The organism is Amycolatopsis sp. WAC 01376 (assembly GCF_003947415.1).
Classification (GTDB): domain Bacteria; phylum Actinomycetota; class Actinomycetes; order Mycobacteriales; family Pseudonocardiaceae; genus Amycolatopsis.
Genome location: NZ_QHKL01000014.1, coordinates 22,836 through 46,571, shown reverse-complemented (window position 1 = coordinate 46,571; position 23,736 = coordinate 22,836). Strand labels below are relative to the sequence as shown.

At 66.8% G+C, this 23,736-nt stretch carries 18 protein-coding genes and 3 pseudogenes; 8 read left to right on the top strand and 13 right to left on the bottom strand.

Annotated elements, in window-relative coordinates; all coding sequences use genetic code 11:
- Positions 1-1,330 precede the first annotated feature (1,330 nt).
- Positions 1,331-2,011, bottom strand: a complete 681-nt coding sequence (locus tag DMH03_RS40860) for a fasciclin domain-containing protein (protein WP_125797355.1) — start codon at positions 2,009-2,011, stop codon at positions 1,331-1,333.
- A 593-nt stretch (positions 2,012-2,604) separates the two neighbouring features.
- Between DMH03_RS40860 and DMH03_RS43105 the strand changes: the two are divergent.
- Positions 2,605-2,975, top strand: a pseudogene (locus DMH03_RS43105) (SpvB/TcaC N-terminal domain-containing protein).
- Here the strand turns inward: DMH03_RS43105 and DMH03_RS40850 are convergent.
- Positions 2,960-3,802 (bottom strand): class I SAM-dependent methyltransferase, encoded by an 843-nt coding sequence (locus DMH03_RS40850; protein WP_233611898.1) that lies wholly within the window; start codon positions 3,800-3,802, stop codon positions 2,960-2,962. The pseudogene DMH03_RS43105 and the gene DMH03_RS40850 overlap by 16 nt on opposite strands.
- A 654-nt stretch (positions 3,803-4,456) precedes the next feature.
- On the opposite strand from DMH03_RS40850, the gene DMH03_RS40845 reads away from it, so the two are divergent.
- Both DMH03_RS40845 and DMH03_RS40840 read left to right on the top strand, forming a co-directional pair.
- The gene (locus DMH03_RS40845) at positions 4,457-5,131 is read left to right on the top strand and encodes a hypothetical protein (RefSeq protein WP_158633169.1); all 675 of its coding nucleotides are present in this window, start codon (positions 4,457-4,459) and stop codon (positions 5,129-5,131) included.
- A gap of 2 nt (positions 5,132-5,133) precedes the next feature.
- Positions 5,134-5,735 (top strand): annotated as a pseudogene (locus DMH03_RS40840) (peptide ABC transporter ATP-binding protein); the annotation flags it as partial.
- Positions 5,736-6,718: 983 nt separating this feature from the next.
- On the opposite strand, the gene DMH03_RS40825 reads toward DMH03_RS40840, so the two are convergent.
- The 3 genes from DMH03_RS40825 to DMH03_RS43100 form a co-directional block, all read right to left on the bottom strand.
- On the bottom strand, positions 6,719-8,197 hold the full coding sequence (locus DMH03_RS40825; protein ID WP_125797353.1) for a hypothetical protein: 1,479 nt from the start codon (positions 8,195-8,197) through the stop codon (positions 6,719-6,721).
- Positions 8,198-8,855: 658 nt separating this feature from the next.
- Complete coding sequence (locus tag DMH03_RS40820; protein WP_125797352.1) at positions 8,856-9,140, bottom strand: hypothetical protein; 285 nt, start codon at positions 9,138-9,140, stop codon at positions 8,856-8,858.
- A gap of 977 nt (positions 9,141-10,117) precedes the next feature.
- Positions 10,118-10,222, bottom strand: a complete 105-nt coding sequence (locus DMH03_RS43100) for a hypothetical protein (RefSeq protein WP_370311044.1) — start codon at positions 10,220-10,222, stop codon at positions 10,118-10,120.
- A 641-nt stretch (positions 10,223-10,863) separates the two neighbouring features.
- Here DMH03_RS43100 and DMH03_RS40810 point away from each other — a divergent pair.
- A complete protein-coding gene (locus DMH03_RS40810) occupies positions 10,864-11,478 on the top strand; it encodes a hypothetical protein (RefSeq protein WP_125797350.1) in 615 nt (204 codons plus the stop codon).
- An 81-nt stretch (positions 11,479-11,559) separates the two neighbouring features.
- Positions 11,560-12,321, top strand: a complete 762-nt coding sequence (locus DMH03_RS40805; RefSeq protein WP_125797349.1) for a DUF5984 family protein — start codon at positions 11,560-11,562, stop codon at positions 12,319-12,321.
- A 327-nt stretch (positions 12,322-12,648) separates the two neighbouring features.
- On the opposite strand, the gene DMH03_RS42795 is transcribed toward DMH03_RS40805, so the two are convergent.
- Both DMH03_RS42795 and DMH03_RS42790 read right to left on the bottom strand, forming a co-directional pair.
- Positions 12,649-12,807: a hypothetical protein gene (locus tag DMH03_RS42795; protein WP_233611896.1), complete on the bottom strand. Its 159-nt coding sequence runs from the start codon at positions 12,805-12,807 to the stop codon at positions 12,649-12,651.
- 12 nt (positions 12,808-12,819) lie between these two features.
- On the bottom strand, positions 12,820-13,158 hold the full coding sequence (locus DMH03_RS42790) for a transposase (protein WP_370311043.1): 339 nt from the start codon (positions 13,156-13,158) through the stop codon (positions 12,820-12,822).
- Positions 13,159-13,518: 360 nt separating this feature from the next.
- Between DMH03_RS42790 and DMH03_RS40795 the strand changes: the two genes are divergently transcribed.
- Positions 13,519-14,745 (top strand): hypothetical protein, encoded by a 1,227-nt coding sequence (locus DMH03_RS40795; protein ID WP_125797348.1) that lies wholly within the window; start codon positions 13,519-13,521, stop codon positions 14,743-14,745.
- An 88-nt stretch (positions 14,746-14,833) separates the two neighbouring features.
- Here the strand turns inward: DMH03_RS40795 and DMH03_RS42785 are convergent.
- The 4 genes and pseudogenes from DMH03_RS42785 to DMH03_RS40780 all read right to left on the bottom strand — a co-directional run.
- Positions 14,834-14,980: pseudogene (locus DMH03_RS42785) on the bottom strand (IS630 family transposase); the annotation flags it as partial.
- Complete coding sequence (locus DMH03_RS43095) at positions 14,949-15,398, bottom strand: phosphotransferase (RefSeq protein WP_370311041.1); 450 nt, start codon at positions 15,396-15,398, stop codon at positions 14,949-14,951. The pseudogene DMH03_RS42785 and the gene DMH03_RS43095, both read right to left, overlap by 32 nt.
- Positions 15,395-16,333: a class F sortase gene (locus DMH03_RS40785; protein WP_233611895.1), complete on the bottom strand. Its 939-nt coding sequence runs from the start codon at positions 16,331-16,333 to the stop codon at positions 15,395-15,397. Before DMH03_RS40785 ends, DMH03_RS43095 begins: the two co-directional genes overlap by 4 nt.
- A gap of 72 nt (positions 16,334-16,405) precedes the next feature.
- The gene (locus DMH03_RS40780; RefSeq protein WP_125797347.1) at positions 16,406-17,584 is read right to left on the bottom strand and encodes a hypothetical protein; all 1,179 of its coding nucleotides are present in this window, start codon (positions 17,582-17,584) and stop codon (positions 16,406-16,408) included.
- A 22-nt stretch (positions 17,585-17,606) separates the two neighbouring features.
- Here DMH03_RS40780 and DMH03_RS40775 point away from each other — a divergent pair, with 22 nt between their 5' ends.
- The gene (locus DMH03_RS40775; protein WP_125797346.1) at positions 17,607-18,221 is read left to right on the top strand and encodes a hypothetical protein; all 615 of its coding nucleotides are present in this window, start codon (positions 17,607-17,609) and stop codon (positions 18,219-18,221) included.
- A gap of 36 nt (positions 18,222-18,257) precedes the next feature.
- On the opposite strand, the gene DMH03_RS42195 is transcribed toward DMH03_RS40775, so the two are convergent.
- Both DMH03_RS42195 and DMH03_RS40765 read right to left on the bottom strand, forming a co-directional pair.
- Positions 18,258-20,999 (bottom strand): hypothetical protein, encoded by a 2,742-nt coding sequence (locus tag DMH03_RS42195; protein WP_158633167.1) that lies wholly within the window; start codon positions 20,997-20,999, stop codon positions 18,258-18,260.
- A gap of 284 nt (positions 21,000-21,283) precedes the next feature.
- The gene (locus tag DMH03_RS40765) at positions 21,284-22,237 is read right to left on the bottom strand and encodes a hypothetical protein (RefSeq protein WP_125797345.1); all 954 of its coding nucleotides are present in this window, start codon (positions 22,235-22,237) and stop codon (positions 21,284-21,286) included.
- 547 nt (positions 22,238-22,784) lie between these two features.
- Between DMH03_RS40765 and DMH03_RS40760 the strand changes: the two genes are divergently transcribed.
- On the top strand, positions 22,785-23,372 hold the full coding sequence (locus DMH03_RS40760) for a response regulator transcription factor (protein ID WP_199749219.1): 588 nt from the start codon (positions 22,785-22,787) through the stop codon (positions 23,370-23,372).
- Positions 23,373-23,736: the final 364 nt, after the last annotated feature.

Below are 23,736 nucleotides of genomic sequence, written 5' to 3'. Positions count from 1 at the left end.
GGTAAGGCAAAGGTGGCGTGGCGTGGGGCCGGTGTCGCTTCTGCGTAGGCGTTCTCCTGGTAGTGAGGGCCTCTTTGCCTACTCTGAGGGTAGTGAAGGAGGCTTTCGCTACTGTCGGATGTGGTCTCTGGTGACGGTGGGGCGGTTGTGACTTCGGCGGCTGGTCGTGAAGTACATGAAGGCCCCCTTCCTTGCGCCTAGCGCCAGGGTCCCGGCAAAGTCGCATAACTGCTGGTCGGCTCCGCCGCTAGAGCGGGACTAGGCGAACGTGCCGTGGTGGACTCGACAGGAGCGGGCTCCCGCAAGGAGCCTCACCCGGCTCTTGACTGTCCACAAGGGACCCTTTACGGGACAATGGTGCCCGATTTGGGTGACTTGCACGGTTTCGCGAGGGGGTCGTGAGTGATTTTTGTTGTTCTAACCCTCATTGCCACTCACGACCCCTCGCGGAAACGTGCACAGTGGCATCAATCGGACACTCAATCGCCCGGCGGTGTCCCTTGTGGACGCTGAAGCCCGCCGGCGTCCAGAATCCGGCCTGCCGACAGTGCGGGAATAGTCGCCTGACCTGCGAGATTCCGACTTTGCCGGGCCCCTGCGCCCAGGTGCTGGAAGGGGGTCTTCATGTACTTCGGCAAGGCGTGACTCGCGTGTCTGGATGCCGCACTCGGGTGTGTGCGGAGTCTGAACACGCGAGTTCCGGCTATGAACACGCCAGTGCGGTGTCGCGTCACCCAGCCCGCCGTCTCGCCCGCGACCCGACACGTTTGCCTTACTCCTCAATAACCCGGATTACCACTCACGACCTACGCACAATGTACCCAAAATGGACACTATTGCCTGCCCGGCGTCCCTTGTGGACGGTCAAGAGCCTCGCGAACACGCGGTATCGCGTAGTGGTCGTGGACGAGACGGGAGCCCAAGCGGCCGCGGGCGAGTTCATCGGCACAGGTGCCGCGGAAATGCGCTGTAATCTCAATAGTTCCGTACTGCGCACGGGCGCTACCGGATTCCGTGTGTTCGACGCTGGGGGACAGGTGGTCCTCTTGTCCGACCTCTGACCCGGTGCGCGGCCACTCGGGGATCGCGAAGGGGTCGGCCGTCGCCGTGGCCATGGAGTGGAACCAGCGACGGCGACGACCGGCGGAACGCCGCCGCTACGGCGTTCCCCATACGGCAGGTCGTGCTCATCCTGCCGCGTGGCTGGAGCCCACACCCCGAATGGGCGGTGTGGGTATGGAAGTGGCCGCCGCGGCTGAAGAGTCCGACAGCTGCGGCGGCCACCGTGGCCGGGTCATCGACGGGGGGAGCGATGACCCGGACGTGAGGGCTAGTTCTTGGTGGTGCCGGGGGTGAGGACCTTGTCGATGACGAAGACGGTGGCGTTCTTGGTGGGGATGTTGCCGCAGAGGATCTTGGCGCCGTTGACGGTCATGGTGTCGCCGGTGCCTTCGATCTTGACCGGGCCGCCGGCGGTGTTGAGGCTGTCGACCGAACCGGCGGTCGCGAGGCCCTTGGCGTCGTAACGCTTCCCGACGACGTGGTACTGCAGGATCGGGGCCAGCTGGTCCGGCTTGCCGGCGAGCTCGGCGAACTTGGCGTCACCGAGTGCGGCGAAGGCCGGGTCCGCCGGGGCGAACACCGTGATGGCCTGCTGGCTGTTGAGCGTGTCCACCAGGTTCGTGGCCTTCACCGCCGCGACCAGCTTGGTCAGCAGCGGGTTCGTCGAGGCCGCGCTGGCGACGGGCTGCGGGCCCATCGAGTCCAGCGAACCGGGCTCAGTACCCTGCGGCAGCTTCGAACACGCCGGGCCGAACACGTCGGCGTTGGTGGTCACGCCGTCGGGCGAGCCGGTCGAGCCGGAGCTGGACATCGGGGCCGGCGAAGACGCGGCGGGGGCGGGGGTGTTGGCGGCATTGCCGGATGCGGGGGCGTCGTCACCGCTGCAGGCGGACAGGGCAAGGGCGGCGACCGCGGTGAAACCGATTCCTGCGACACGAAGCTTGTTCATGAAATACCACTCCAGGTTGAGGCGGCTGGTGTTGTCCGTTGTGGACGACTCGTTTTGTCTTCTCGCAAAGGATTCGGGGCTGCCGGTGACGTGGATTGGTCGTTCGGCGTTCTTTCTCAGGCGGCGGTGAACGTGACGTTGTGCCGGCCGGTCGTGCTGTCGGGCACGGTGCCCGCGCGCTGGTCGTCGGGGTACTTGGACGAGTTCCGGGACCACTACCCCCGAATAGCTACATTCGCGCGTCAGATCGGGCCCTTTGACTGCACTTTCGGACGTTCACATCAGTTCGCGATACCGGCAATCTTCAAGCGTCGACAATTCCGGCAACGTCATAGTGAACGGAATCAAACCCCGTCATAGTTGGAGTTCGCGCGGCCGCCGATCCGATCTCGCGGTGGCCGAACACGCCGTGGAAGCAGGTAGGTGTGCCCGGAAATGTGTGGAGCGACCAGAGCGACCAGAGCGGCCCCGGTGCCGGCACGGCGTCGCCCGGCGGTTCGGCTATCAGCGAGCCTGGTCCGCGATCTGCCGTGGCACCACCCCATGATGCGCCGTCGCTGTCGTTACCGAAGGCAGGTGGGGCGATCCGGGGAATGGGGGAGAAGTTCGTCGCCAACACGCTGACCGGCACGGCCTCGTTCTCGATCCCGCTCGGGCTCACGACCGGTCGGGGCACGATCTCGTCCGCGTTGTCGCTGTCCTACGACTCCGGCGCGGGAAATGGTCCCTTCGGCCTCGGCTGGGACCTGGCCGTCTCTTCGGTGTCCCGGACACGGACCGTGGCGTGCCCCAGTACACCGACGGTGTGCCGGACACTTTCCAGCTCTCCGGCGCCGAGGACCTTGTGCCCGGCGGCTTCCGGACCGACGGCGACTTCGAGATTCAGGGCTATCGACCTCGGACCGAAGGGTCGTTCGCCAGGATCGAGCGGTGGCGGCAGCGTGGATCTCACTTGGCCGGATAAGCGCCCTGGTCGGTCAGTGTGGTGGTGGCTATGTGGATGTTCTGAGTGGAAGGGATCCGGCCGTCGGCGTCGGCCAGTCCGGCTGCCTGGGCCAGGAACTCCTTTTCGAGCGACTTCACTACTGCCAGGTCCAACGGGAAGAAGTTGTAAATCGCCGAGACGGACCCCCACACCTGCTCGGCACTGCCGCCCAGGTCGAGCGGCTCGGTGGTCCACTCGACAGGCGCGAATCCAGCCGAAGTGAGAATGTCGTCGACGCCTTCCCTGTCTTGGGTACGCGGGTCACCCAGCCGCGGCATCCGCTGTTCCGCAGGAGCATCGGCGAGCACTGGACGGAGCAGGCGCCGGAACAAGTCATTGCCGCCGGTTCCGCCTGCCGAGCCGCTGCCGAGCACCAAGGCCAGCCGCCCACCGGGGGCCAGGACGCGAGCCAGCTCCGCGGCTACCTGGTCGATTTCGGGCATCAGCATGAACGCCATATGTGAGACGCATGCGTCGAAGTCGTTGCCGGAAAAGGGAAGTTCCTGTGCCCGTCCCTCCACCAACCTTGCCTCGGCGAGCGACGGCCGCTGACGGGCGAGCGCCAGATCAGCGTTCGACAGGTCTACACCGGTGACCTCGTGGCCGGCTTCGGCGAGCAGGTGGAGCAGGAAGCCGTCGCCGCAGCCGAGGTCGAGCACCCGCGGGCGGCCTTCGACGTGGTCTCGCAGGAGTTCATAACTCGAGCGCCCGTCCGGCGTCCTGCCCCGGCCCATCGCGCCGACGGTCGCCGCCGGGTATTCGCTGTGGAAATCGCGCAGGAACGCCTCTTGGGCCGCCGTGGTCACGACCACCACCTTAGGACTTCTGCCGCCCCTCAGGATGTTTCGCAGAATCCGGCCCGCTCCGGCCACGTCAGACTGGAACGCTCCAACGTCGCTGCCCGGCAGCCCGACCGGCTAGCGCGCGTTTCCTAAGCCAAGTTCGCGGTCTTCGCGCCCAAGCCTGGTTCCGCGCTGGCCGACAGGAGTCAGCTGCGCTCTGAGTGTCCACAAGAGTCGTGAGTGGCAAGTAGCGTTCTAACCCTCTTTACCACTCACGACCCCCTCCCCAAACCGCACAACTCGCCCAACTCGGACACTGACACCTCGGAAAATGTCCCTAATAGACAGTCGGGAAGGCGTCTCTTCGGCCAGTCCCGCCCTAGCCGCCAACTCCGGCCACGCCACGTTCGCCTTACCCCTTGATATGAAACAGGCGCTAGCTCCGCCTGCCAACTCGGGCACAGCACCTGCGCGCCGCCGGGACCAACCCTGAGGCAACCTCGGCCGGGCCGTGAGCGTAGGTCCGGTATGGGGAGTCAACCGACTGCGATCGAAATAGCCGATACCAGCGCGTGGCTGGGCAAACGCGGCGTCCGGGTCGGAATACCGTCCAGGCCGCTCACGGTCAGGATCGCCGCGCGGCAGACGCGGGGAACCACGACCGGCATCCTGTGGCTGGTGGGCGCTGTGATCTTCGGTTTCGCGGTCACGATCACGTACAGCTACATGCAAAATCTTCCAGGCGTGCGAGGCGTGGAGATGCCCGAAAGCCGGTACGCGTATTTCACGGTCGCCGCGATCTCGCTCGGGCAATGGGCGTCGATCCTCCACCGGGAACGGCAACTGGGCGGCCTTCCGGCACCGAACCGGCGCCCGCCGTCGGCCGCAGGAGTTCTCGGCGGCTGGTACCTGGCCTCGTTCCTGATCACCTTCGTCGGGGGTGCGGCGCTGGCCGTGGCCATGTACCTCACCACCTCGTCGCGCACCTTCGCCTGGACATGGCTGGCCATCCTCGGCTGGGGGGCGATCTGCTGCACGACGATCCTCGTCTGGACCGTCAGGCGCCGGGGCCGTGGCGAAGACGCCGCGTCGATCGCCGTCGACAAGGAGTTGCGCTTACAGGACCGCTGGCTCTTGCCGCCCGCGGTCTTCCCGGTCGTGAGCCTGATCGACCCGCTGTTCAGCCACCGGTCACCGCCGGGCTTCACCTGGTGGATGGTGGGTTACGCCGCGCTCGCTGCCGCCACGGCCGTCCTCGCGTACCGGCGGGACGCGCGACGGCCCGCCCTGCCACCCGGCATTTACGGAACCGACGAGACAACGTCCGTCCCGAACCAGACGTACAACCCCTAGCGACGGTCGCCGGGGTGATCGGCCTCCGGACCCGGCTGCCGCGACCGCTGCCGATGCCTGCCCGGAAGCCGGGAACGGAACCCGGTAGGGCCGATGACGCCCTGTTGGTAGTGGAAAACCTGGAGGTCGCGTTCCCCCGGGAAGTCCGGCTGGACGGTACCGGTGCGAGGGGTGAGCCTCACCGTGCGTCCGGGGGAGGCGATCGGCGTCGTCAGCGAATGCATCCCGGTGCTCACCACGCCGGAGCGCGAACTGCGGACGCTGCTGGGCACCTCGCCGGCGATGTTCCAGGACCCGATGACCTCGTTCAACCCGGTCCGCCGCATCGGCCGCCAGCTCGCCGAGGTTTCCGAGCAGCATCAAGGACTTTCGCGCGGCGATGCCCTTTCCCGCGCGGTCGACCGGATGCGTGCGGTGCGCATCCCGGCGGCGACAGTACCCGCACGAATTCTCCGGTGGCATGCGCCGGCGCGCGATGATCGGCATGGGCTTGCTGTGCGAACCGCGGCTGATCATCAGCCACGACATCGCGGTGGTTTCCCAGACCTGCGTACGGATCCTGGTGATGTACGCCGGACGGATCGTCGAAGACCTTCCCGCCGCGCGGTGGGCCGTAGTAATCGCTGGAGTTGTGCTGGTTACGTGTGCAGGCATGGCACCTGCACGCCACTTCCGTGACGCCCAGCTTGAGACGGCTCCGAAGGCCATCGAATGCCGTCTTGAGAACGACTGAAGCCCCGCCCCTCCGAGGAGGAGCAGGGCTTCTGACCTGCGAAAACAGATGGTGCGCGATACTGGGATTGAACCAGTGACCTCTTCCGTGTCAGGGAAGATCGATCTAGCTCCTGACCAGGCATTTCCTTCGTTTTTGCAGGTCCGCGGTCTCTCGTTCCTCCTCGTTGGGGTGGCTTGGAACGCGTTGCGGCGCGTTCCGGTCGCCTGAATATCGCCAGTTGATCTTGGATTGCTGGTTACGAGGAGTTACTTCCTGTCTGCAAAAGCTGTGGGTTTTCCGGTTGAGGGTGACGCTGTTCTGCAGCTGGTCACGGTCATCGTCGGCGTTATCGTGGGGTTGACGTTCCTGTTCGGGTTCGGCAACGTTCTGGCCTTCGGGCTCCGGCTCGGCGTACCTGGTTGAGTGGCTCCACTGGTCGCGCCCGCCGTGGACCTGTCGGTGTTGGCGCTGCTGATCGCGATCCGACAGCTGTCGCTGCGTGGAGCTTCTGCCGAGGTGATCCGGCCAGCACAGCGCCTGCTGCTGCTTTCGAGTTTCGTCACGCTGGCGTTGAACGTGGCCGAGCCACTCACCGCGGGAGAGATCGGCCGTGCGATGTTCGATGCAGTTGGCCCGCTCCTGCTGATCGGCTGGGCCGATGTTGGGCCCGTGCTACTTCGTGAGCTCGCGTCCGCAGCGTCGTCTGTCGAGAACGTTGCAGTTTCAGCGCAGGCGCCGAGTCCGCCCGCGTCGATAACTCCCGAAACTCTTTGGAATACGCGGCCTCAGCGCATCGACACATCCCCGCAGCCAACGAAGCGGTCCGGTACGGCGGGCCCTGGCCGGCCGGGGCCCAGGCCCGCCGTACCGGGTCAGGCTGCGTTGACGAGTCCGCCGACCTGGAGGGTTCCGTTGTTCAGTCCCGCCGTGTAGGTGGCGAAGATTTCTTTGTTGCTGTCGACGTGGGTGGCGCTGGTGAAGGCGCCCGTTGTTTTGCGGGTGCGGTCCCAGATACCGCTGCCCGGCACGACGCTGGTGACATGAAGGGTTCCGTCGGGCAGACCTGCCGCCGAGACGGAAAGGATCGCGCTGTTGGCGTCGATCAGATCCGCCGAGGAACCCCACACCCCGCCCGCGGTGCGGTATCGATACCAAACGCCGCTGTCGGGGACGACCGCGAACAGATGCAGGGTGTCGTCGGGGAGTGCAGTGGCGGCGACCGAAGTGATGTAGGGATTCGTGTCGATCTGGGTTGCCGAGGCGCTCCAGACACCGGCCGCGGTGCGACCACGTGTCCAGACTCCGCTGCCAGGAATGACGGTGAAGAGAGCAAGAGTGTCGTTGGGAAGCGCGGTGACAGCGACAGCGGTGGTGTACGGATTAGTGTCCACGCGTGCGGCGCTGCTCCAAGTTCCGTTGACAGCACGGATTCGATGCCAAACCCCGCTTCCCGGGACAACAGTGAAGACGTGGAGAGTGCCATCATTCTTACCTGTTGCAGCGACAGCGGCGATGTTGGGGTTGGTGTCGATCTGGGATGCCGAGGCGGCCCAGTCGCCCGCCGCGGTACGGCCGCGATACCAGACACCGGAACCCTTGACGACATTGAAGACATACATGTTGCTGTTGGGAACACTCGCGACCGCGGTATCAGTGAGGCTGAGACTCCCATCGACCTTGATGGCACTGGCATCCCAAGAACCGGCCGCCCACCGCGTCCGGTTGAACAACGGACCACGAGGCTCCTGGCTCACTTCGGACGAGGTCCACCAGCTCGTCTGCTTCGTGGCGCCCGCCCAGCTCAGGCTGAAGTGGATGTGGTCGGTGTGCGGGTTCGGCCCGGTGTAGGAATGCCACGTGTCCGGGTTCTCGTACGCCTTCCAGATCCGGTGGTTCCAGATCATGTACATGATTCCCAGGCGGCGCGCCATCGCGTGCTTGTTGCCGTACTTGTCGGTGCTCAGCAACCAGCTGATGATGTCTTCGGCGTCGGCTTTCTGGGCCGGGTTGCTGATGTTCAGCATGTAGTCGAGGGCGCGGCCCTCTTTGTGCTCGCTCTGCCCGCCCGAGTCGCAGGCCCTACCGATGGACGAGTCGTGGTTTCCGTACGCCCGGTTCAGCAGGTCCCGCAACCCGATGGTGCCCTTCTGGATCGGCAGGCACTGGTCTTGGCCGTCGTAGGCGGCGTAGGCGTCGATGGCGGCAGGGAAGGACGGCGTCGGAGGAGACGCCACTGCCGCCGGAGGTGCGGCGGTCATGATCGAGCAGGCGGCCATGAGACCGACGGCCAGCTTGATGGCTCTGTGCCACCCGGTTTTCCGGATCGGTCGATGAAGTGAAACTTCGGACACGGTGATAACCCCATTTCGAATAGTGCGGAAGACCGGCGACATCGGCGCCGGCCCTGCAGGTGTAGCGGGAAACGGATGTCCAGAGCCGGAGCTGGGAGATCGGACATCCAAGTCCGGGCAATCGGCCACTCACCGGCTTGGGTCTGCCACTTTGCGTAGACGGAGTCGTCGTCGCAGGCGGCGCCCTTCATGACTGCTGGAACTCCGATCACGGTGACGGGAGTGGATTTGCGCACAGTTTCCGAAGCTAAACAGGGCAGCCTGATGCCCGGCGAGAGAAGGCAGGAATTCGATTAAGGCAGGGCGTGCGGATGCGAATGTCGCGCCGCTATGCGAGCATATACTGCGGTCTGCCTGGACCGCTATGGCCGCGATAGGCGATGCGGCGGAGACGCACTACCTCGAAGCCAAGAGTGTCTTGGATATCGCGACTCGAAATGGCAAGAGCGAGACGAGCGGCATGTCGTCACTCTTGTGCATTGGTGTAGCGCCGGCCGAGACCATCGCTAGTCTGAAGGCCCTGCATTACGCGATGTGTAGACTCCAAGAGGCGCTCTCTTCCCCAACCTCGGGGATGCCCATTCGTGAAGCCGCAGGCCCAATTGCTTCGCGGCGGCACCACGTCGAGCGCGGACCGTCCCTCCAGTGCGACTCGAGATCAGTGCCAGCCGGTGCAGGTGAAAACACCCGCCGTGTCAGTGCACGCCCGAACCTTGTAGCCGGGTCCGTCGTACTGGTACTTCGTGTAAACCTCGCCGCTGTACCAGGCGGTTCCCTTGCCTTTGACTCTGTTGACCCAACCGTGGTACGAGCCGTCGGGGTAGGTGACATCCAGGTACAGCCAGCGGTTTTCGGGGATCTTCGCGTGTCCGCGGGCATGTTCGTGATTGTCGGCGCCCCAGTAGGTCTGCAAATTCAACCAGGCGGCCGGGAACTGTTTCACCGTGAGCTTTCCGCTACACCAGTAATCGTCACCTCACAGGGAGCGGCGTTCGCCGGAGCTGCGGAACCGAGTATGACCAGACCCGCGGAAAAGGTGGCGACGACCGCAACAGAAATAACCTTCTTCACTATCTCCCCCTAATTCGAAGAGCCGGACTCAATGCCCTCGTGTGACATACTGCACCAAGGCGTCACTCTTGGGAAGAGGACTTAAGACCTCTCATGGTTCCGAGTCGGCGTAGTTGCCCTTAAGCGCCCAAGTCCTTACCACCGGGGCAATCCGTTTTCAGTAGCTCTCCGCCGACTTCTGTGGTGACTATGTCGACACGCGCCTACACCGGGTGCGGAAGCCGTAGCTGACGAGCGCGATTTCCACGGGGCGACGGAGTCTGGATGGAGCCGCGAACAGCGTCTTCGGATTGGTCTGTCCGCCGCTGGCATGCGGGGCCGGTGACAGGACCGCGGCGGACTGACATCGGGACCGCGGGTCGGACGCCGAGCCCGATGTTCCAGTGCCGCCACTCGCCGAGCTGTGGACTCGAAGGGGCATCAACCCGATGCCGTCAGCCCACACGTACCGAGATTCTCCCGGTGGCTCCACGCTCCCTCCCCTTGACGCGGCGCCAGCTGCTTGTCCGCGATGAGAGGTACCGCGCTCTCGGCCGAAACGCGGCCTGAGGGGAGGTCCAGTCGTTGCTGTACCGCAAGTGCCCGTCGGCGAGGTAGGCGGCCCCGCCGTCCGACCGCGACCCAGGCCAACGCCAGTGTCGTGGGCACCACGCACGGCATTGGGGAATGGCGGGTCGAGATCGACATCCACGAGGCGATCGCCCGCCCTGGGCACCAGGGGGCTCGTCGCCGCCGTCGCGGCGGAGGAACGCCCCGGAGCCACCGGTCCAGAAAGTCTCACCGAACAAAGGGTCCGCCGACACCGCCACGGCACGTCGCTCCCAGCACCCGGGGCGATGTTGACCGCGGTCAACGGCGTCCGCGCTGCGTAGCCACGGTGCCACACAGCGGGTCGATCAGCCAGATCCGTGACTCGTCGCCTGTGTTCGCGCCGTACTCCTCACCGAGGATCACATCGCGCGGGTACGCCTCCCGCAGAACCCTCCGGATCACGCGCTCCGCGGCGAGATCCACCCCATGGCGAAATCTCTGTCGCCTTTCTCGAACCGCTTGAAGGCTCTGCCATAAGAACGCCGGATCACCTCGCACGCGGCGTTGGCGGCACGGATCGCCACCTCCACGTCGGAGCCGGCTCTCATCGCCGTGACCAGTTCAACCGCGAATCGGATTCTTCCACCCACGGATATCCGAAAACCGTTTGTGCTACACGACAACGGTCGTAGTCTGGCCTGTTCCGCGTCAGGCGGGCCCGCGACCGCGGCGACCGGACCGGACCGGTGAGTGTGGAGTGGACGAACGAACCCGAGACATCGTGCTTGGCCTGACGGCGAACCCGGCTTTGCCCGATCACCTGCGTGCCCGCCTGCCCGCCCCGCGGTGCCACCGAGCGACACCACCTGGCACATCGACGGTGACATCAAGCGGGCAGCTGATCCGACGACCGCGCTGGACGAGGTGACCGTCCTGCTGGACCACGACAGCACGGCGATTCGATGGATGCTCGCTGACCGCCGGATCTGCCTCTCGAGGCCCAACAACGGCTGGCGGCCGATCACATCCCCGGTGTCCGTGCAGGCCTGGCCGTCAACCCCGTGGTGGCGGAGCCGATCCTGCGCGAGCTGGCGAACGACGAGTCCGCGGACGTACGGCGAGGCGTGGTGCACACCCCGTCGGTCCCGCTGGACGTGCTCACACACCTGGTCGAGTCGACCAGGATCGGGCCGGTCCGGTTGCCCCGCGTCATAGCGGCGACCGACGAGGAGCTGCGTCTTCTCGCGACGTCACCGTCTCCACGAGCCCGGATGCTGGTCGCTCAGCGCACCGCGCTGCTCGCGGACGTCTTCGAACTTCTCGTGGCAGACGACAACATCCATGTCGTCAAAGGGATCGCCCCGCCCCCCGCGCTGTCCGCGAACCCCCACTGCGACCCTGAACTGCTGCACCACATGGCCTGCAACGCCACCGCACGGCGGACGTACCGGGCGGTCGCCGAACACTCGAACACCCGCGCCGAAACCCTGCTGCTGTGCCTCGGAGACGACACCGCGCGACGGTGGGCCGCGGAACACCCGAACCTGCCGACCGACATTCTGATCAAACTTGCGAACGACCCGGACCTGGCTCGACACGCGGCCGCCAACCCGGTACTACCCACCGAAGTGATGGAATCGTTGACCGCCGCGTATCCCGGGAATCTTCCGGAGAGCTGATTCCTCGAACGCACATCGGCGTGAGGGACGTCAGAGGCAAACGGCTCGACAGCAGTCCAAGGTGGTGAGCACACTGCCACGGTGATCCGTTTTCATTTCCGTCTGAGGCCGCTGGCCGAGGTGGAGTCCTGGGATGATCGCGATCTGCACTGGTTCGCTTTGACCGACGGCTGGTACTGGATCGAAGTGGACGGACACAAGCTGTTCCACCACCCGCCAAACGCCATTGCAGGGCAGCCCTCGCCAGTCGACTACTACGTCGTCCGGCTGTGGGAAGACCTTCTGGAAGTGCTGCCGTCTCTGCTGGAACCGGTGCCCGCGGACCTCGTCGACCTCATGACCAGCGATCAGGATGCCTGGTGCGGGGCAGGTGTCGAGGACGCGGAGGCAGCTCTCGACTGGTACAGCAGCCACTTCATGTACACCAGTTACCTCACCGCCTCGCCACGCATCGTGTGGTGGCGGACGCTCGCCGACCGGGACACAATCACCGTCGACTGGCGGCACGCCGCCGAGCACGGACTCGACTGCACTGTGCCGAGGCAAGGACAGGCGAGCGTCCCCACCGAGCTGTTCCTGCGAGCCCTGGAGAAGTTCGACCGAGAACTGATCGATGCCATGGACCAGCGCATCACCGAGATCGAGGCCCGCGGGCTGGATCCAGACATCCCACTCGACCTCGAACAGCTCCGCCACGAACACCAGCAGCGTTCACTATCCCTGGCCGCCACACTGCAGCACGTACCCGAGACAGACTGGACAGCCGTTCGCGAGGGCGTCGCGCGCATCTTCTCAACACATACGCAGAAGCTGCCATCCGTCGCCACAGACCTGGATCACTAGCGGCACTGTCTCAGCCGCTCACCAGGCATGTGAGTGCGTTAGGTGCGACCACAATGGACTAAGGATTCGGGTCAACTCCACCGCCCGGGTCGTAGATCGTTGCTTTCCCCGGCTGCCTGACATGGAGTCGACGGCCATGCTCAAGGGCTCGGCACAGGCACGGATGGCGTCGGGGAGAGACCACCTCTACGCCTTCTGACCTGGTTGTAGGCGCACGTGGCGCCGACCAGGACCGAACGAGTGAGTAGGAGCGGGTATGACCGACGATGTGGCCGGCCAAGTGATCAAGGCTGAGCACGCGCGTGACGCACGACGTTGTCGAGCAGGTTACGCAGCAGACGTTCCGGCCAGGACGGGGATGAACTGCGGGCTGTCGCCACGCTGCCCGGCGGTCAGCACGATCGACAACGGCTTCTGCCCCTGCTCGCAGCCCAGATGCAGCTTCGTTACCCATCCGCCCCGGGGACCGGCCCAACGCGTGATCATCCGGTTCGGTGGTTATTCCGCCGGGCGGCTCGGCCTGCGGATCCCCCTTTTCCGCGCACCCGCAGCATGCTGATGCGCTCGGGCGATCGTGGAATCCACGATGACATCCCACGTGATACGCCCGGTCGCGTCGGCCATGGCCTGCAAGGCGGTCAGTATCCGCCGCCAGGTGCCATCACGTTGCCACCGCCGAAACAGTGCGTACGCAGCTGACCACGAGCCATAGACCGCGGGGATATCCCGCCAGGGTGCGCCAGCACGCACCCGCCACCGGATCCCGTCGATCAGCTGCCGCTTGCTCCACAACGACGGCCGACTCGGCCGCGACGGCACAGGCAGCAACGGCTCCAGCGCTGCCCGTCGGTCAGGTCGAACCGCCTCGTCACCACTCGGGTGTCCACGAGGTCTCCGGTGGTGTTCAAGGTTCTTCTTGGTCGACGAACCAACTACCGGAGACCTCGCCTGTTCCTGGTCGCCAACACGCCCGACAGCGCAAACTCAGACCAACCCGGCCCGCCGACTTGGATACAGGCCCTAGATGAGCGCGATGCCCGGGTGAGAGCGCGAAACCGCAGCCGACGTCCCGCAAGGAAATCGGAAGGCCGCCCGTCGCGTCGCCGGGAGAGTCCGTCCGGGTGGCGACTGTGCGGGGCGCGTACGAATGGTGCCAGGCTGGTGGTGCCCCTACACCCCAAAGGAGGCCGACGTTCCATGACAGTGTCCGTGCCACCGGTGTGTCCTGACATTCTCGCGTTTCGTGGTTCGACTCTGGCGGCATTCGACGAGTTGGCGCAGGCGCGCACGCTTCGCGAGTTGCTGCGCACGGCACATCGGTTGTGGTGCGGCCCGTCGTGTCCGCAGGACGTGACGTGCCCGTTCCTGCACTATCGAAGAGCGCGGGTCGAGCCAACACGGCCGCAGGCAGTGCGGTCGCGCTATAACCGCGATACCGCGCACCTGTTCACATTAATGGGCGGAGACGGCTATACAGCTGGAACACCGAAGACGCACGAAGTCGATGGCTGGCCTCTGCTGGAGCGAGTATTGGCGGAAGTCGACATCGCGCGTTCGGGCGGACGGCTGGCTCTGGACTACACGGATTGGACCAAGAAGGGTGACCCGACGCCCGCGCGCACGGTGAGTTCGGTCTGCCGAGATGCCCTTCAGTGGATGGCCTGCTGGTGTGGTGAACGGTATGCCGCCGATTCCACGGCAGTGCGCTACATCGCGCTCACGACCGTGGTCGACGACATCTGCGTGCCGCCGCTGGATTTGCTCGACGGGAGTTTCCGCATCTACGGTCGCTGTGCCCGAGACCTGGTGGAGGCGATGGAGCGCGAGGGATGGGGCCGCGACGGTACTCACGTACTCCTCTCGCTGGTCAGGCAATACCTGATGCAGTACGCCGAGAAGGTCAGCGCGGGCGTACACGCCGAGCTGAGTCGCTCGGCCGAGGTGTGGGACAGCGTGGTCTACCGCACCCACACCGCCAACACCTACGCTGCCGCGGTAGTGATCGCCCGGGTCACCGGCTGCGGACCGCTGACCACCGGCTGGATCATGGACAGCGCCATATGCGACGCGATCTCGATGGACCTGTGCAAGTCAGCCACGCAGGTCTACCAGCAGGACGACCACCAGCCGACCCGCGGGCCGCTCGAGGCCATGCGCCACATCGGGTACCACTCGGCCTACCTGGATCTCATGGACGATCTGGTTTATACCGGGGCACCCGAACCCCTCGTGCACTTCGGTCGGGCCGGATTCCTTTTCGTGCAGCTCCAGGATCGCTACCAGGAACGCGCCGCGGGCCGCCGGTTCCCGATCCGCCCGGCAATGGCCCGCCTACTGCGATCGTTGTTCGGAGACGCGCCCACCGACACCCGACTCGACAAACTGTTCCACCCACGCGGCCGATCCGACAGCGTAAGGGATTGAACGCCGCCGCAGACAGATCGAAGTCTCCACCGGCCTGAGCTTCCCTTGGTTGTCCGGACACCTTGTCTGGCGAACAGGGGGAAGCTCAGGCTGTGCCCGAGGTTCCGTTTCCGTCCGCGACCGCCAGTACGATCCGGGCCCGTTCGACATGACTGGCCCGGATCGCCCGCGACCGTGTCCACGTCTCCAAGATCACCCGGTCCTCACCACTGACCACCAAACCCCACGAAGGCATAACCCAGCATCACAAACCTACGACCGTAAACCAAATAGCGACGCCCGACACTAGCCGCTGCCCGTAGCGCACGAGGGCCGGTTGATCTAGGCCCAGCTCGGCGCGCAGGGTGTCGAGCTGGGCCTGGGGCGATTAGCGATAGCTCGCGGCGGATTCGCCGAATTGTGTGGTGTCGACCGTGTGCGTTGTCAGGTCTCAACGTCGGCGGGCCGACGCACGCCGCGTCGAAGTCACACACGACCCGTCCGCCAGGCGTCCTGACCAGTTGCCCCGGATGCGCGTCGCCGTGCACCTGGCTGGTGGGCTGTCGCGTCGCGTGGTGAAGCGCTGAATCAGCAGAGAACGGATGGCTCGCGGTGCGGCTGGACCCGCCGCAGGTGGAGGTCTTGACGCGCCGCGGGCCATCCGTGCGGGTCACTGCTGGCCGTGCCGGGCCGTGGGCGGTCGATGTTCTAGGTCATGGCCGTCGTTCTCTCCGTCGAGTTGGGCGAACACGATGATGTTGTCGCGGTAGGAGCGCGCGGCTCTGTCGAAGGGGCCGCCGCAGGTGATCAGTCGCAGTTCCGGGCCGGGGGTGCGACCGTAGACCTCCTTGGTGGGGAAGTGGTCTTTGGGGGCGTGGATGGTTCGGCGCGCCACGAAGGTGACGACGGAGCTGTCCGCGCGTTCGACGGTGATGCGGTCGCCCGGCGCGAGTTCGTGCAGCCGATGGAAGATGCCGGGCTGGGTCGCGCCGTCGACGTGACCGACGATCACCGCGGGCCCGGTCTGGCCGGGCGCCGGTCCCGGTTCGTACCAACCGGCTTGCATCGGGGTGGTCACCGGAGGGGTTTGCATGCGCTGGTTCGTGTCGAGGCCGAGCTTGAGCAGTGACGAGTGGGCGTCGAGCTTGGGGATGTGCACCGCGATCGGGGTCACCCGGACCTTGGGGTTGTTGACCGCGCCGGCCGTCGGCGCTGGCCTGGGGGAGCCCGGTGCGGCGTACGTCGTACCGGGTGCGGCGGCTATCGCGGCCGACGGTGGCGTCGTGTCGGTGGTCAGGCTGACCACCAGTCCCAGAGCTGCCGCAGCGGCCACGGCCGCGGTGATCGCGCCGAACGCGGGGCGTGGCGTGAGGCGCGGCCGGTCCTTGTCCCGGCGCCACTGCCGACCGGCGTCGTAGAGCGTCTCCCAGCTGACCCCGGCGATGATCAGGAGGGACGCGCTCACCACGGCGAAGCGGGTGTTGCCCGGCAGGATCGTGACGGCGGACAGCATCCATGCCAGGCCGGTCAACGCGAGGAGGGTGAGCCGGGTCTGGATACGGCCGAGCCCTGCCGTGTCGACGGTTACGACGTCCTCGACCACAGCCATGGCCCACTCCAGTCGGTGAACGGGGAGGGTGGTGTGGTGTGGCCGGGGCATGGCCACACCACACCGCTCCCTCTAGCGGAGGTGACGACGGCGCGTGGAGGCCGTCGTCACCATGAGGAAGGCGATCACCAGAAGTGCCAGTCCGCCGCCGACGACTCCGCCGTCGGTGCGTTGCTGGTGATCATCTGCGGTGCCGCCACCGCCGGCCTCGACCGCGCCTGCCGGCACCGGGTACCCGGCATCGACGTGCTCGCCCGCGGCCCCGTGGACGGCCGCTTCCGCCGAACCGCCGTGCGTCCCGGCCTGGTGGGCAGTACCGACGGCCCACGAAGCGAGACCGCCGTGATCGCTACCCGCCGGGTGGCCGGCCGCGATGGCCACTCCATGGCCGGCACCCGCGGTGCCGTGCCCGGAGCCACCGGTCTGGTGACCGGCCGTGCCACCGGTTCCACCGGAGCTGCCGCTGGACGGCGAACCCGGGTGGGTTCCGGGTGGGTTCCCGGAGCCACCGTGCGGGTCGCCGGTGCCCGGTACCGGTGCCGGGCCGGTGGCGGGGGCGAGGTAGGCGGTGCCGGTGGTGCCGGCCTGCTCGCCGTTCGCGCCGGTGCCGGTGACCGTCACCGGGGCCATGGTGGTATCCGCGGACGGCGTGAACGTGCCAGTGCACATGGTGCTCTCACTGGCGGCCAGCGTGGTCTCACCACAGGTCAAGGCACCATTGGGGGTGGTGCTGCTGACATCGCTGACAGTGCTGGTCCCGGTGTTGGTGACCGGCACGGCCACCGTCGCCGGCTGGTCGGCGACGACCGGTACGGCGTTGCCCGGTGATCCGGCGTTGGTGCCGTTGACCGTGGGCGTGCCCATGGTCAGGTGGCACGAGCACCCGGTGTCCCGGCCGGTGCCCGGCGGAGCCGGTGCCGGTGTGGGTGCCGGGCCGGTGGCGGGGGCGAGGTAGGCGGTGCCGGTGGTGCCGGCCTGCTCGCCGTTCGCCGTGGTGCCGGTGACCGTGACCGGGGCTGTGGTGGTGCCGGTCGGCGTGAACGGCCCGGTGCACATGGTGCTTTCACTGGCGGTCAGCGTGCTGTCGTAACAGGTCATCGCATCGCTGGGGGTGGTGCCGGTGACGTTGCTGACGGTGCTGGTGCCGGTGTTGGTGACCGGGACGGCCACGGTCGCCGGCTGGTCGGCGGTGACCGGTACGGCGTTGCCCGGTGATCCGGCGTTGGTGCCGTTGACCGTGGGCGTGCCCATGGTCAGGTGGCACGAGCACCCGGTGTCGGCCGATGTCGACGTGGCCGGGCCGGTGGTCGTCGCACTGGCAGTGCTGTCACCTGTGCCGGCACCGTCGGCGGATGTAGCCGCTGTCGCCGCTGGTGGCTCGGCCGCCGGCATTGTCGTGGCGACGCTGGTGGCTCCGCTTTGCGCGGGCCCCCCGGTGATCGCCGAGGTAGCGGCGGTCGCCGGGCTGGACGAGCCCGATCGTGCGGTCAGCGCGGAGCTGACCGGCGCGAGGACCCGTGTCACGGACGATTCCGGTCGAGTCGCCGATCCGTCGCCCGCCGACGTGGCCGGGCGGCTCGAACCGGTGCCGGTCGTTGTCGCCGATGCGGCAGGTGTCGACGCGGATGCCGAGGTCGTGCCGGTCGATGCCGCCTTCTGCGGCTGCACGAGTCCTGACACCAGCGACGTCACGGTGGTCAGCGGGCTGGTGCCCGCGGTCGTGTCGGTCGCCTGGTTACTTGTTCGCGAAGGCTCGGTGTCCTCCTCGGCGTGGGCCACACCCACGCCGAGGAGCATCAAGCCACCTGCGAGTAACCCGGCCTGGATGGACCGTTTTACCCAGGTACGCATGAGAAACCTTTCCAAGTTCTGCTGGGCTGATCAGTGATCTCAGCGGTGTCCAGCCGTCGTCAGCCGATATCCGTCAGTGCGTGCTTGCGCCGGTGAGCGCGGACAGCGGTGATGTGACGGACCCGGCGGACGTGGTCGATCCGGTCGACGTGGTCGATCCGGTCGATGTGGCCGACGTGGTGGCCTTGGTCGACGTGGCCGGTGTGGCCGATCCCGCCGTGGCGGTCGACGTGGCCGGGTCGCACGTGCACACACCGGTGGTGGTGTAGTTCAGCGAAAACCCGGCGGTCGAGGTGTTGCCGGCGGCGTCCTTACCGGTGAAGGTCGCCTTCACCGTCTTGGCGCCAGGACTCGCAGTGAACGTGATCGTGCACTGGGTGCCGGCACCCGGGGCGAGCGTCGTGCCGGTGCAGGTGACCCGGCCGTTCTGCGAGGTGCCCCGCAGGTTGGTGATCGGCGCGGTGCCGGTGTTGGTCATCTGCACCTTGATGGTGGACTGGCTGCCGGCCGGCACGGTCACGGTCGAGTTCGAGCCGACCACGGCGCCGTTGACCGAGGGCTTACCGGTGATCGTCAGCTTTCCCGCACCCGCGGGCGTACCGGTGTAGAAGACCCGGCAGGCCTTGCTCTGCTGGGTGCCGTTCGGACCCGACACGGTGAAGTTGAACTGCGCGGTGTTCGCGCCCGGCCGCGCGGTCGTGGTGACCGTGCAGCGGGTCGTGCTGCCCGGTGCCAGCTGGCCCGAGCCACAGTTCAACGTGCCGAGCGAGGTGGTGCCACCCAGCCCGGACACCGGGACGCTGCCGTTGTTGGTCACCGGAACCGTGATGGTGACCGTGCTACCCGACGGAACGTTCGGGCCGGGAGCGGTGCCCGCGGCCTTCCCGTTCACCAGCGGTGTACCGACGGAGATGCTCGCCGACGGCTGCGGGACCGGAACCGGAGTCGGCTGCGGCTGCGGGACAGGAACCGGGTGCGGAGCCGGCTGCGGGACCGGGACCGGAACCGGGGTCGGCTGCGGAGCCGGCTGCGGCTGCGGGGTCGTTCCCGGCACCACGTTGCCGAGCAGACCGGTCACCGGCGAGAGGATCCCGCCGATACCCGGCAGCCCCGGAAGCGGGGACTCACCCGGCTGGCCGGCGCCGGGGAGACCCGGAAGGCTCGGCAGACCCGGAAGGGGTGCGCCCGGCTGTCCCGGGGTTCCTGGCGTGCCAGGGGCAGGCGTGCCGGGAGCAGGCGTGCCGACGTAGCGGATCGTCGTCTCCGAGCTGACGGTCGAGCCGTTCGGCTTGGTACCGGTGATCGTCAGCTTCGCGCTCTGCGATCCCGGCTTCGCCGGGGCCGTGAACGTGTAGGTGACGGTGCCGCCCGGCGCGACCGAGGTCGCGGACGGGGTGACGGTGCCGCCGGGGAACGAGCCGCTCAGGTTGGTGAGCGGCTCGGTGCCGTTGTTGGTGAAGGTGACCGAACCCGAGACCGGCGAGCCGGCCGGGATGGTCGGACCGTCGCCCGAGATCGGCTTGCCGCCGATGGCCGGGACGCCCGGCTGCATCGGCTTCGAGCCGGTCGGCGAACCGCCGAGCGCGCCTCCGATGATCGGCAGGCCGCCGGTCGGCAGGCCGCCGGTGAGGGTGTCGCCACTCGAGCCGGGCAGGCCCGGCATGCCGAGCGACTGGAGTGTCTTGATGTTGTCGGTGATCTTCAGGACGTCCAGCATCGCGGCAGGGTCGCCGCTGCTCATCTTGTCGAACGCGGTCTGCCACAGCAGGCGCATCGCGTCGAAGTTGTTACCCGCGAAGGACAGATACTCGTCCGGGGTGAACACCGTGTTCGGGCCGAGCCGGTTCATGATCTCGGCGACCTGGAGGGTGTTGTAGAGGTAGTCCGGTGCCAGGACCTTCGCCGGGTCGGGAACGCTCGGCATCCCCTTCTGGACGAAGTTGACCACCTTGTCCGGCGTCGGCAGCCGGGACATGTCGATGGCCATGGTCTTGGTGTCGATGGGCAGGCCCATGCCGCCGCACCCGGTCGCCATCGTCAGGTAGTCGGTGCCGTGGCCCCGCACGTGCGAGGGGTTGAAAATCGGGATCCAGCCCAGCGGCCCGCCGTAGGCGTCGACGACCGGCATGTGCGAGTTCCCGATCGCGCCACTGGCCATCGACAGGATCAGGTTCTTGTACGCCGGGTCCGTGTGGTAGGTCAGGGCGTGGGAGTTGCTGCCGAGCAGCGGAATCCCGTCCTCGTTCTTCCACATGTGCTGCAGGAAGAAGTCGCACGCGTCGCCGCCGCCCTCGTGGGTGGTGTCCCCGGTCGAGTGGCCACCGCCGGACTGGTTCGGGTCGACGGACGTCTGCTTCGCCTCGCCGCCGAACAGGCCACCGGTGAAGATGCCACCGCTGAGCACATCGCCGCTGAGGAACTTGCCCACGGTCGGGATCTGCGCGGTCGGGAGGTCCCCGCCGGACGAGGTCGTCGAGGGGAACAGGCTGGTCGAGGGCTGGCTGTGTGTGCCGCTGGTGCTGCTGGTTCCGGAAGCACTCACCGGCGAGCTGGGCTGAGAGCTCGCGAACAGTGAGGTGGTGTCCGTTCCGGAAAGGCCCAGGCCATCCAGGCCCGGCAATGAGGCAGCAGCGGCGTTGGCGGCCAGACCGACCAGCGCGAAGGTCGCGGTGACCGATATCGCGGCCGCACGGGCCGGGCCGCGCAATACGCGGTTCGACCGGCGGGAATACGGATTCGCCAGGGAAAGGCCGATAGGGGCCCTTCCACCGGGGACGTCGGCGCGATGGCGCCGAGCCCAACGTGTGAATTTCATTTCTACGCTCCAGTTCATGAGCGCCCGCCGATAACGGATAACATCGGCGCGGCGGTTGACGTGTCTGCTGTGAAACGGGGTTTTGTTTGCCGACAGCCCTGGACACCAGCCGTTGATGGAGGTAGTGGCAGCGGGAGCAACTGACTTGCGATTTCAGCCCATGAGTTCGCGAGCCAGCCGTCGAGCTTGCACCTCGACGATCCTGCTGTCGCTACCGATCAATGGATTTTGCTCTGCGATTCATAGTGATCGCTTACGCGTAAATCGCGTTGGTAGCCGACACGTCAGTCAGGCGATACCGAGGGATCGTCCGCACGCTTACGGAGCGGGAGATGCTGATCGGAGACCGGCTCACCAGTGGTGAACCGCGAGCCGGTCAGTCCGCCGTCGAAGATCGCGGCGGAAGTCGAGGAGCCACCCTGCGCGGCCGACGTGCCCGACGAGGGGGCACTACCGGGCAGCATCGCCGGCGCGATCGGGACGATCGGCGACAGCGGCGATGGGGCGGAAGAGGCGGTTAGAAGGGGCTGAATGTGGCGGCGCTGCCCGTGATCGGCCGCCAGGCCCGGCGACAGCGCCGCCGCGCCGGTGGCCGCGTCCGCGAGGCCGGCTGTGGCCGCCGGCGCGTCAGCGGCCCGCGCCGCGACTGGCGCGGTGCCGGGCGTCGCCGAGACGAGCGGCGTGGCGGGGGAGGCGGGTGTCCGCAGCGAGATCGCCGAGGTGACCGTCACCGTCACCCAGCCAACCGGCCGCTGCGTCGCCGACTCTGTCGCGGTCAACGGTGCGGTCACCTCGGATACCATCTGGACCGCGGGCGCGACCAGCGCCGCACCCGTGTCAGTCACCGCGCGAACAGTCCATGTCGTCGTATCCAGCACCGGCTCCGTCAAGGCGGTGACCGCCCCGCTGGCGGTACCGGCAGCAGCGGCGGCGGAGTTCACCGCGGTGTTGGCCAACTGAACAACCGGTTGCGCCACGGCGGAGACCGCGGTGGGCGCAGTGCTGAGAATCTGGTGTGTCACCGGGACGGTGTCCGAGGTGGCCGCGCTGACAGTCGCCCGCACCAGATCTCTCACGCCCGCCGACGGCGGAATCGAGACGGACTGCGGCGAGTATCCCGCCGAGTCGCCGACCGGCGACTCGACCGCCGCAGGGAGGGTGGAAATCTCCTCCGCGGTGGCCGAACCCGCCAGCGCGGCGGCGCCGGCGAATCCGGCGATAGCCAGCCCGCTCAGCATGCCGAAACGGTGCAGGGCGCGCCCGCGGCGACCCCGTGAAACGGGCGTCGTGCCCGTTTCACGCTGGGCCGTTCGCAGCCACACCATCGCACTCCACCATTTCCGGATTGCTCGAAGGGTTGCCCCGACAGTCGACAGTAAGGACACGTCAGGCAATAGGGAACTGCCACTTACGGGACCCGTCTCCGTCACTCCTTACAGTCCCCGTTCCTCGAATGAACCACTCTCCGTCGGAGCCGGAATGCGATACCTCAACCCAATGTGCACGATCGGGTGAATCGTAAAAGTGGTGATCAACTACTCGTCGCGATCCGGGTCCGACGCCACCTTGAACCTTTGGTCACAGTTTAATAACGCCACATGGTCTTCGCTGGTAGGAGCATGGCCGGGGGTGAGGTCGGGTCACCGGTGGCGGAGAACCATCGGGGTGATCGGCTTCATAACATTTCGATCATCCCGCGTAAGAGGATGCGCAGAACTGCGTTCCCGGGACATGGAGGCCGTGTTCAATCCCCGAAACGAGCGCGATCGCGAAGAATCTTCGGAAATGGCGGTCGCGGTGGCCGTATTGGTCTACGCCGACCGGCCGAATACGCGCCATGGGGTCGCGCGATCGCTGCGGGGCGCGCCAGGAATCGGTCGCATCGAATGTGTCGCTAACGGTGACGAACTCGTCAGCAGGTACGTCCGGTCGCCGGCCGACGTGGTGCTCGTCGCGGTCCGGCCGGGCGAGCCGTCCGGCCCCGCCGCCGCGGCGACCTTGCTGTCGATCGCCCCCGGCGCCTCGGTGATCATGTTCGGATCGTCCGGCACGGTCGCCGCGGCGACCAGCGCCCTGGTGCCCGGTGTCGGAGGATTCCTCCGGAAACACGACGGCCTGTACCCCGAGCTGGCCATCGCCGCCGTGTCCCACGACATCGCACCGCCCGCCGCCGAACATCCCCACCTGTCCGAACGCGAGCTCCAGATCCTCTGGGGCATGGCCCACGGCAAGAGGAACATGCAGATCGGCACTGATCTCGCACTCTCCGAGGACAGCGTCAAAACCCATTGCAAGCGGATCTTCCGGAAATTGGGCGTCCACGACCGCGCCGAAGCGGTCGCCGCCGGCTTTCGTGCCGGTTTCCTCTCCTGACGCCGGGTGCTCTCGGTGGCGGGGAGCGAGCCCGCCGAGTCCCGGATCATCGTTGCCAGGAGGGTGAAAAATCCAATGGCACATTCTCGGGCTTGCTGAGCAGCCGCCATGGTGCCCGTGTGCCCCGGTCCTGGCGAACTGATGCCGCCTCGGGCAACGTTCGCCCAATGAAGGGAGGAAAATTGTCTGACCGATCAACCCATGGTTCCTGTGCAGGACGTTGTCGGCCCGGCGACGGTGCCGTCTCGTGACTCGAAGCCGAAGCTGATGTCGGCGGGGCCGGATCCCGCCTCCCGTGGAGGCGATGATGGCTGGGTGCCGGGTCCGATGCCCCCGGGCATTCGTCACCACCGGCGGCGCACGG

Excerpts from the sequence above, each read along its gene's own strand:
- DMH03_RS40795 (WP_125797348.1), top strand. The coding sequence starts at position 13,519 with ATGACAGTGTCCGTGCCACCGGTGTGTCCTGACATTCTCGCGTTTCGT.
- DMH03_RS40765 (WP_125797345.1), bottom strand. The coding sequence starts at position 22,237 with ATGCTGAGCGGGCTGGCTATCGCCGGATTCGCCGGCGCCGCCGCGCTG.
- DMH03_RS40760 (WP_199749219.1), top strand. The coding sequence starts at position 22,785 with ATGGCGGTCGCGGTGGCCGTATTGGTCTACGCCGACCGGCCGAATACG.
- DMH03_RS40785 (WP_233611895.1), bottom strand. The coding sequence starts at position 16,333 with ATGGCTGTGGTCGAGGACGTCGTAACCGTCGACACGGCAGGGCTCGGC.
- DMH03_RS42195 (WP_158633167.1), bottom strand. The coding sequence starts at position 20,999 with ATGAAATTCACACGTTGGGCTCGGCGCCATCGCGCCGACGTCCCCGGT.
- DMH03_RS40780 (WP_125797347.1), bottom strand. The coding sequence starts at position 17,584 with ATGGGCACGCCCACGGTCAACGGCACCAACGCCGGATCACCGGGCAAC.
- DMH03_RS40860 (WP_125797355.1), bottom strand. The coding sequence starts at position 2,011 with ATGAACAAGCTTCGTGTCGCAGGAATCGGTTTCACCGCGGTCGCCGCC.
- DMH03_RS42795 (WP_233611896.1), bottom strand. The coding sequence starts at position 12,807 with ATGATCACGCGTTGGGCCGGTCCCCGGGGCGGATGGGTAACGAAGCTG.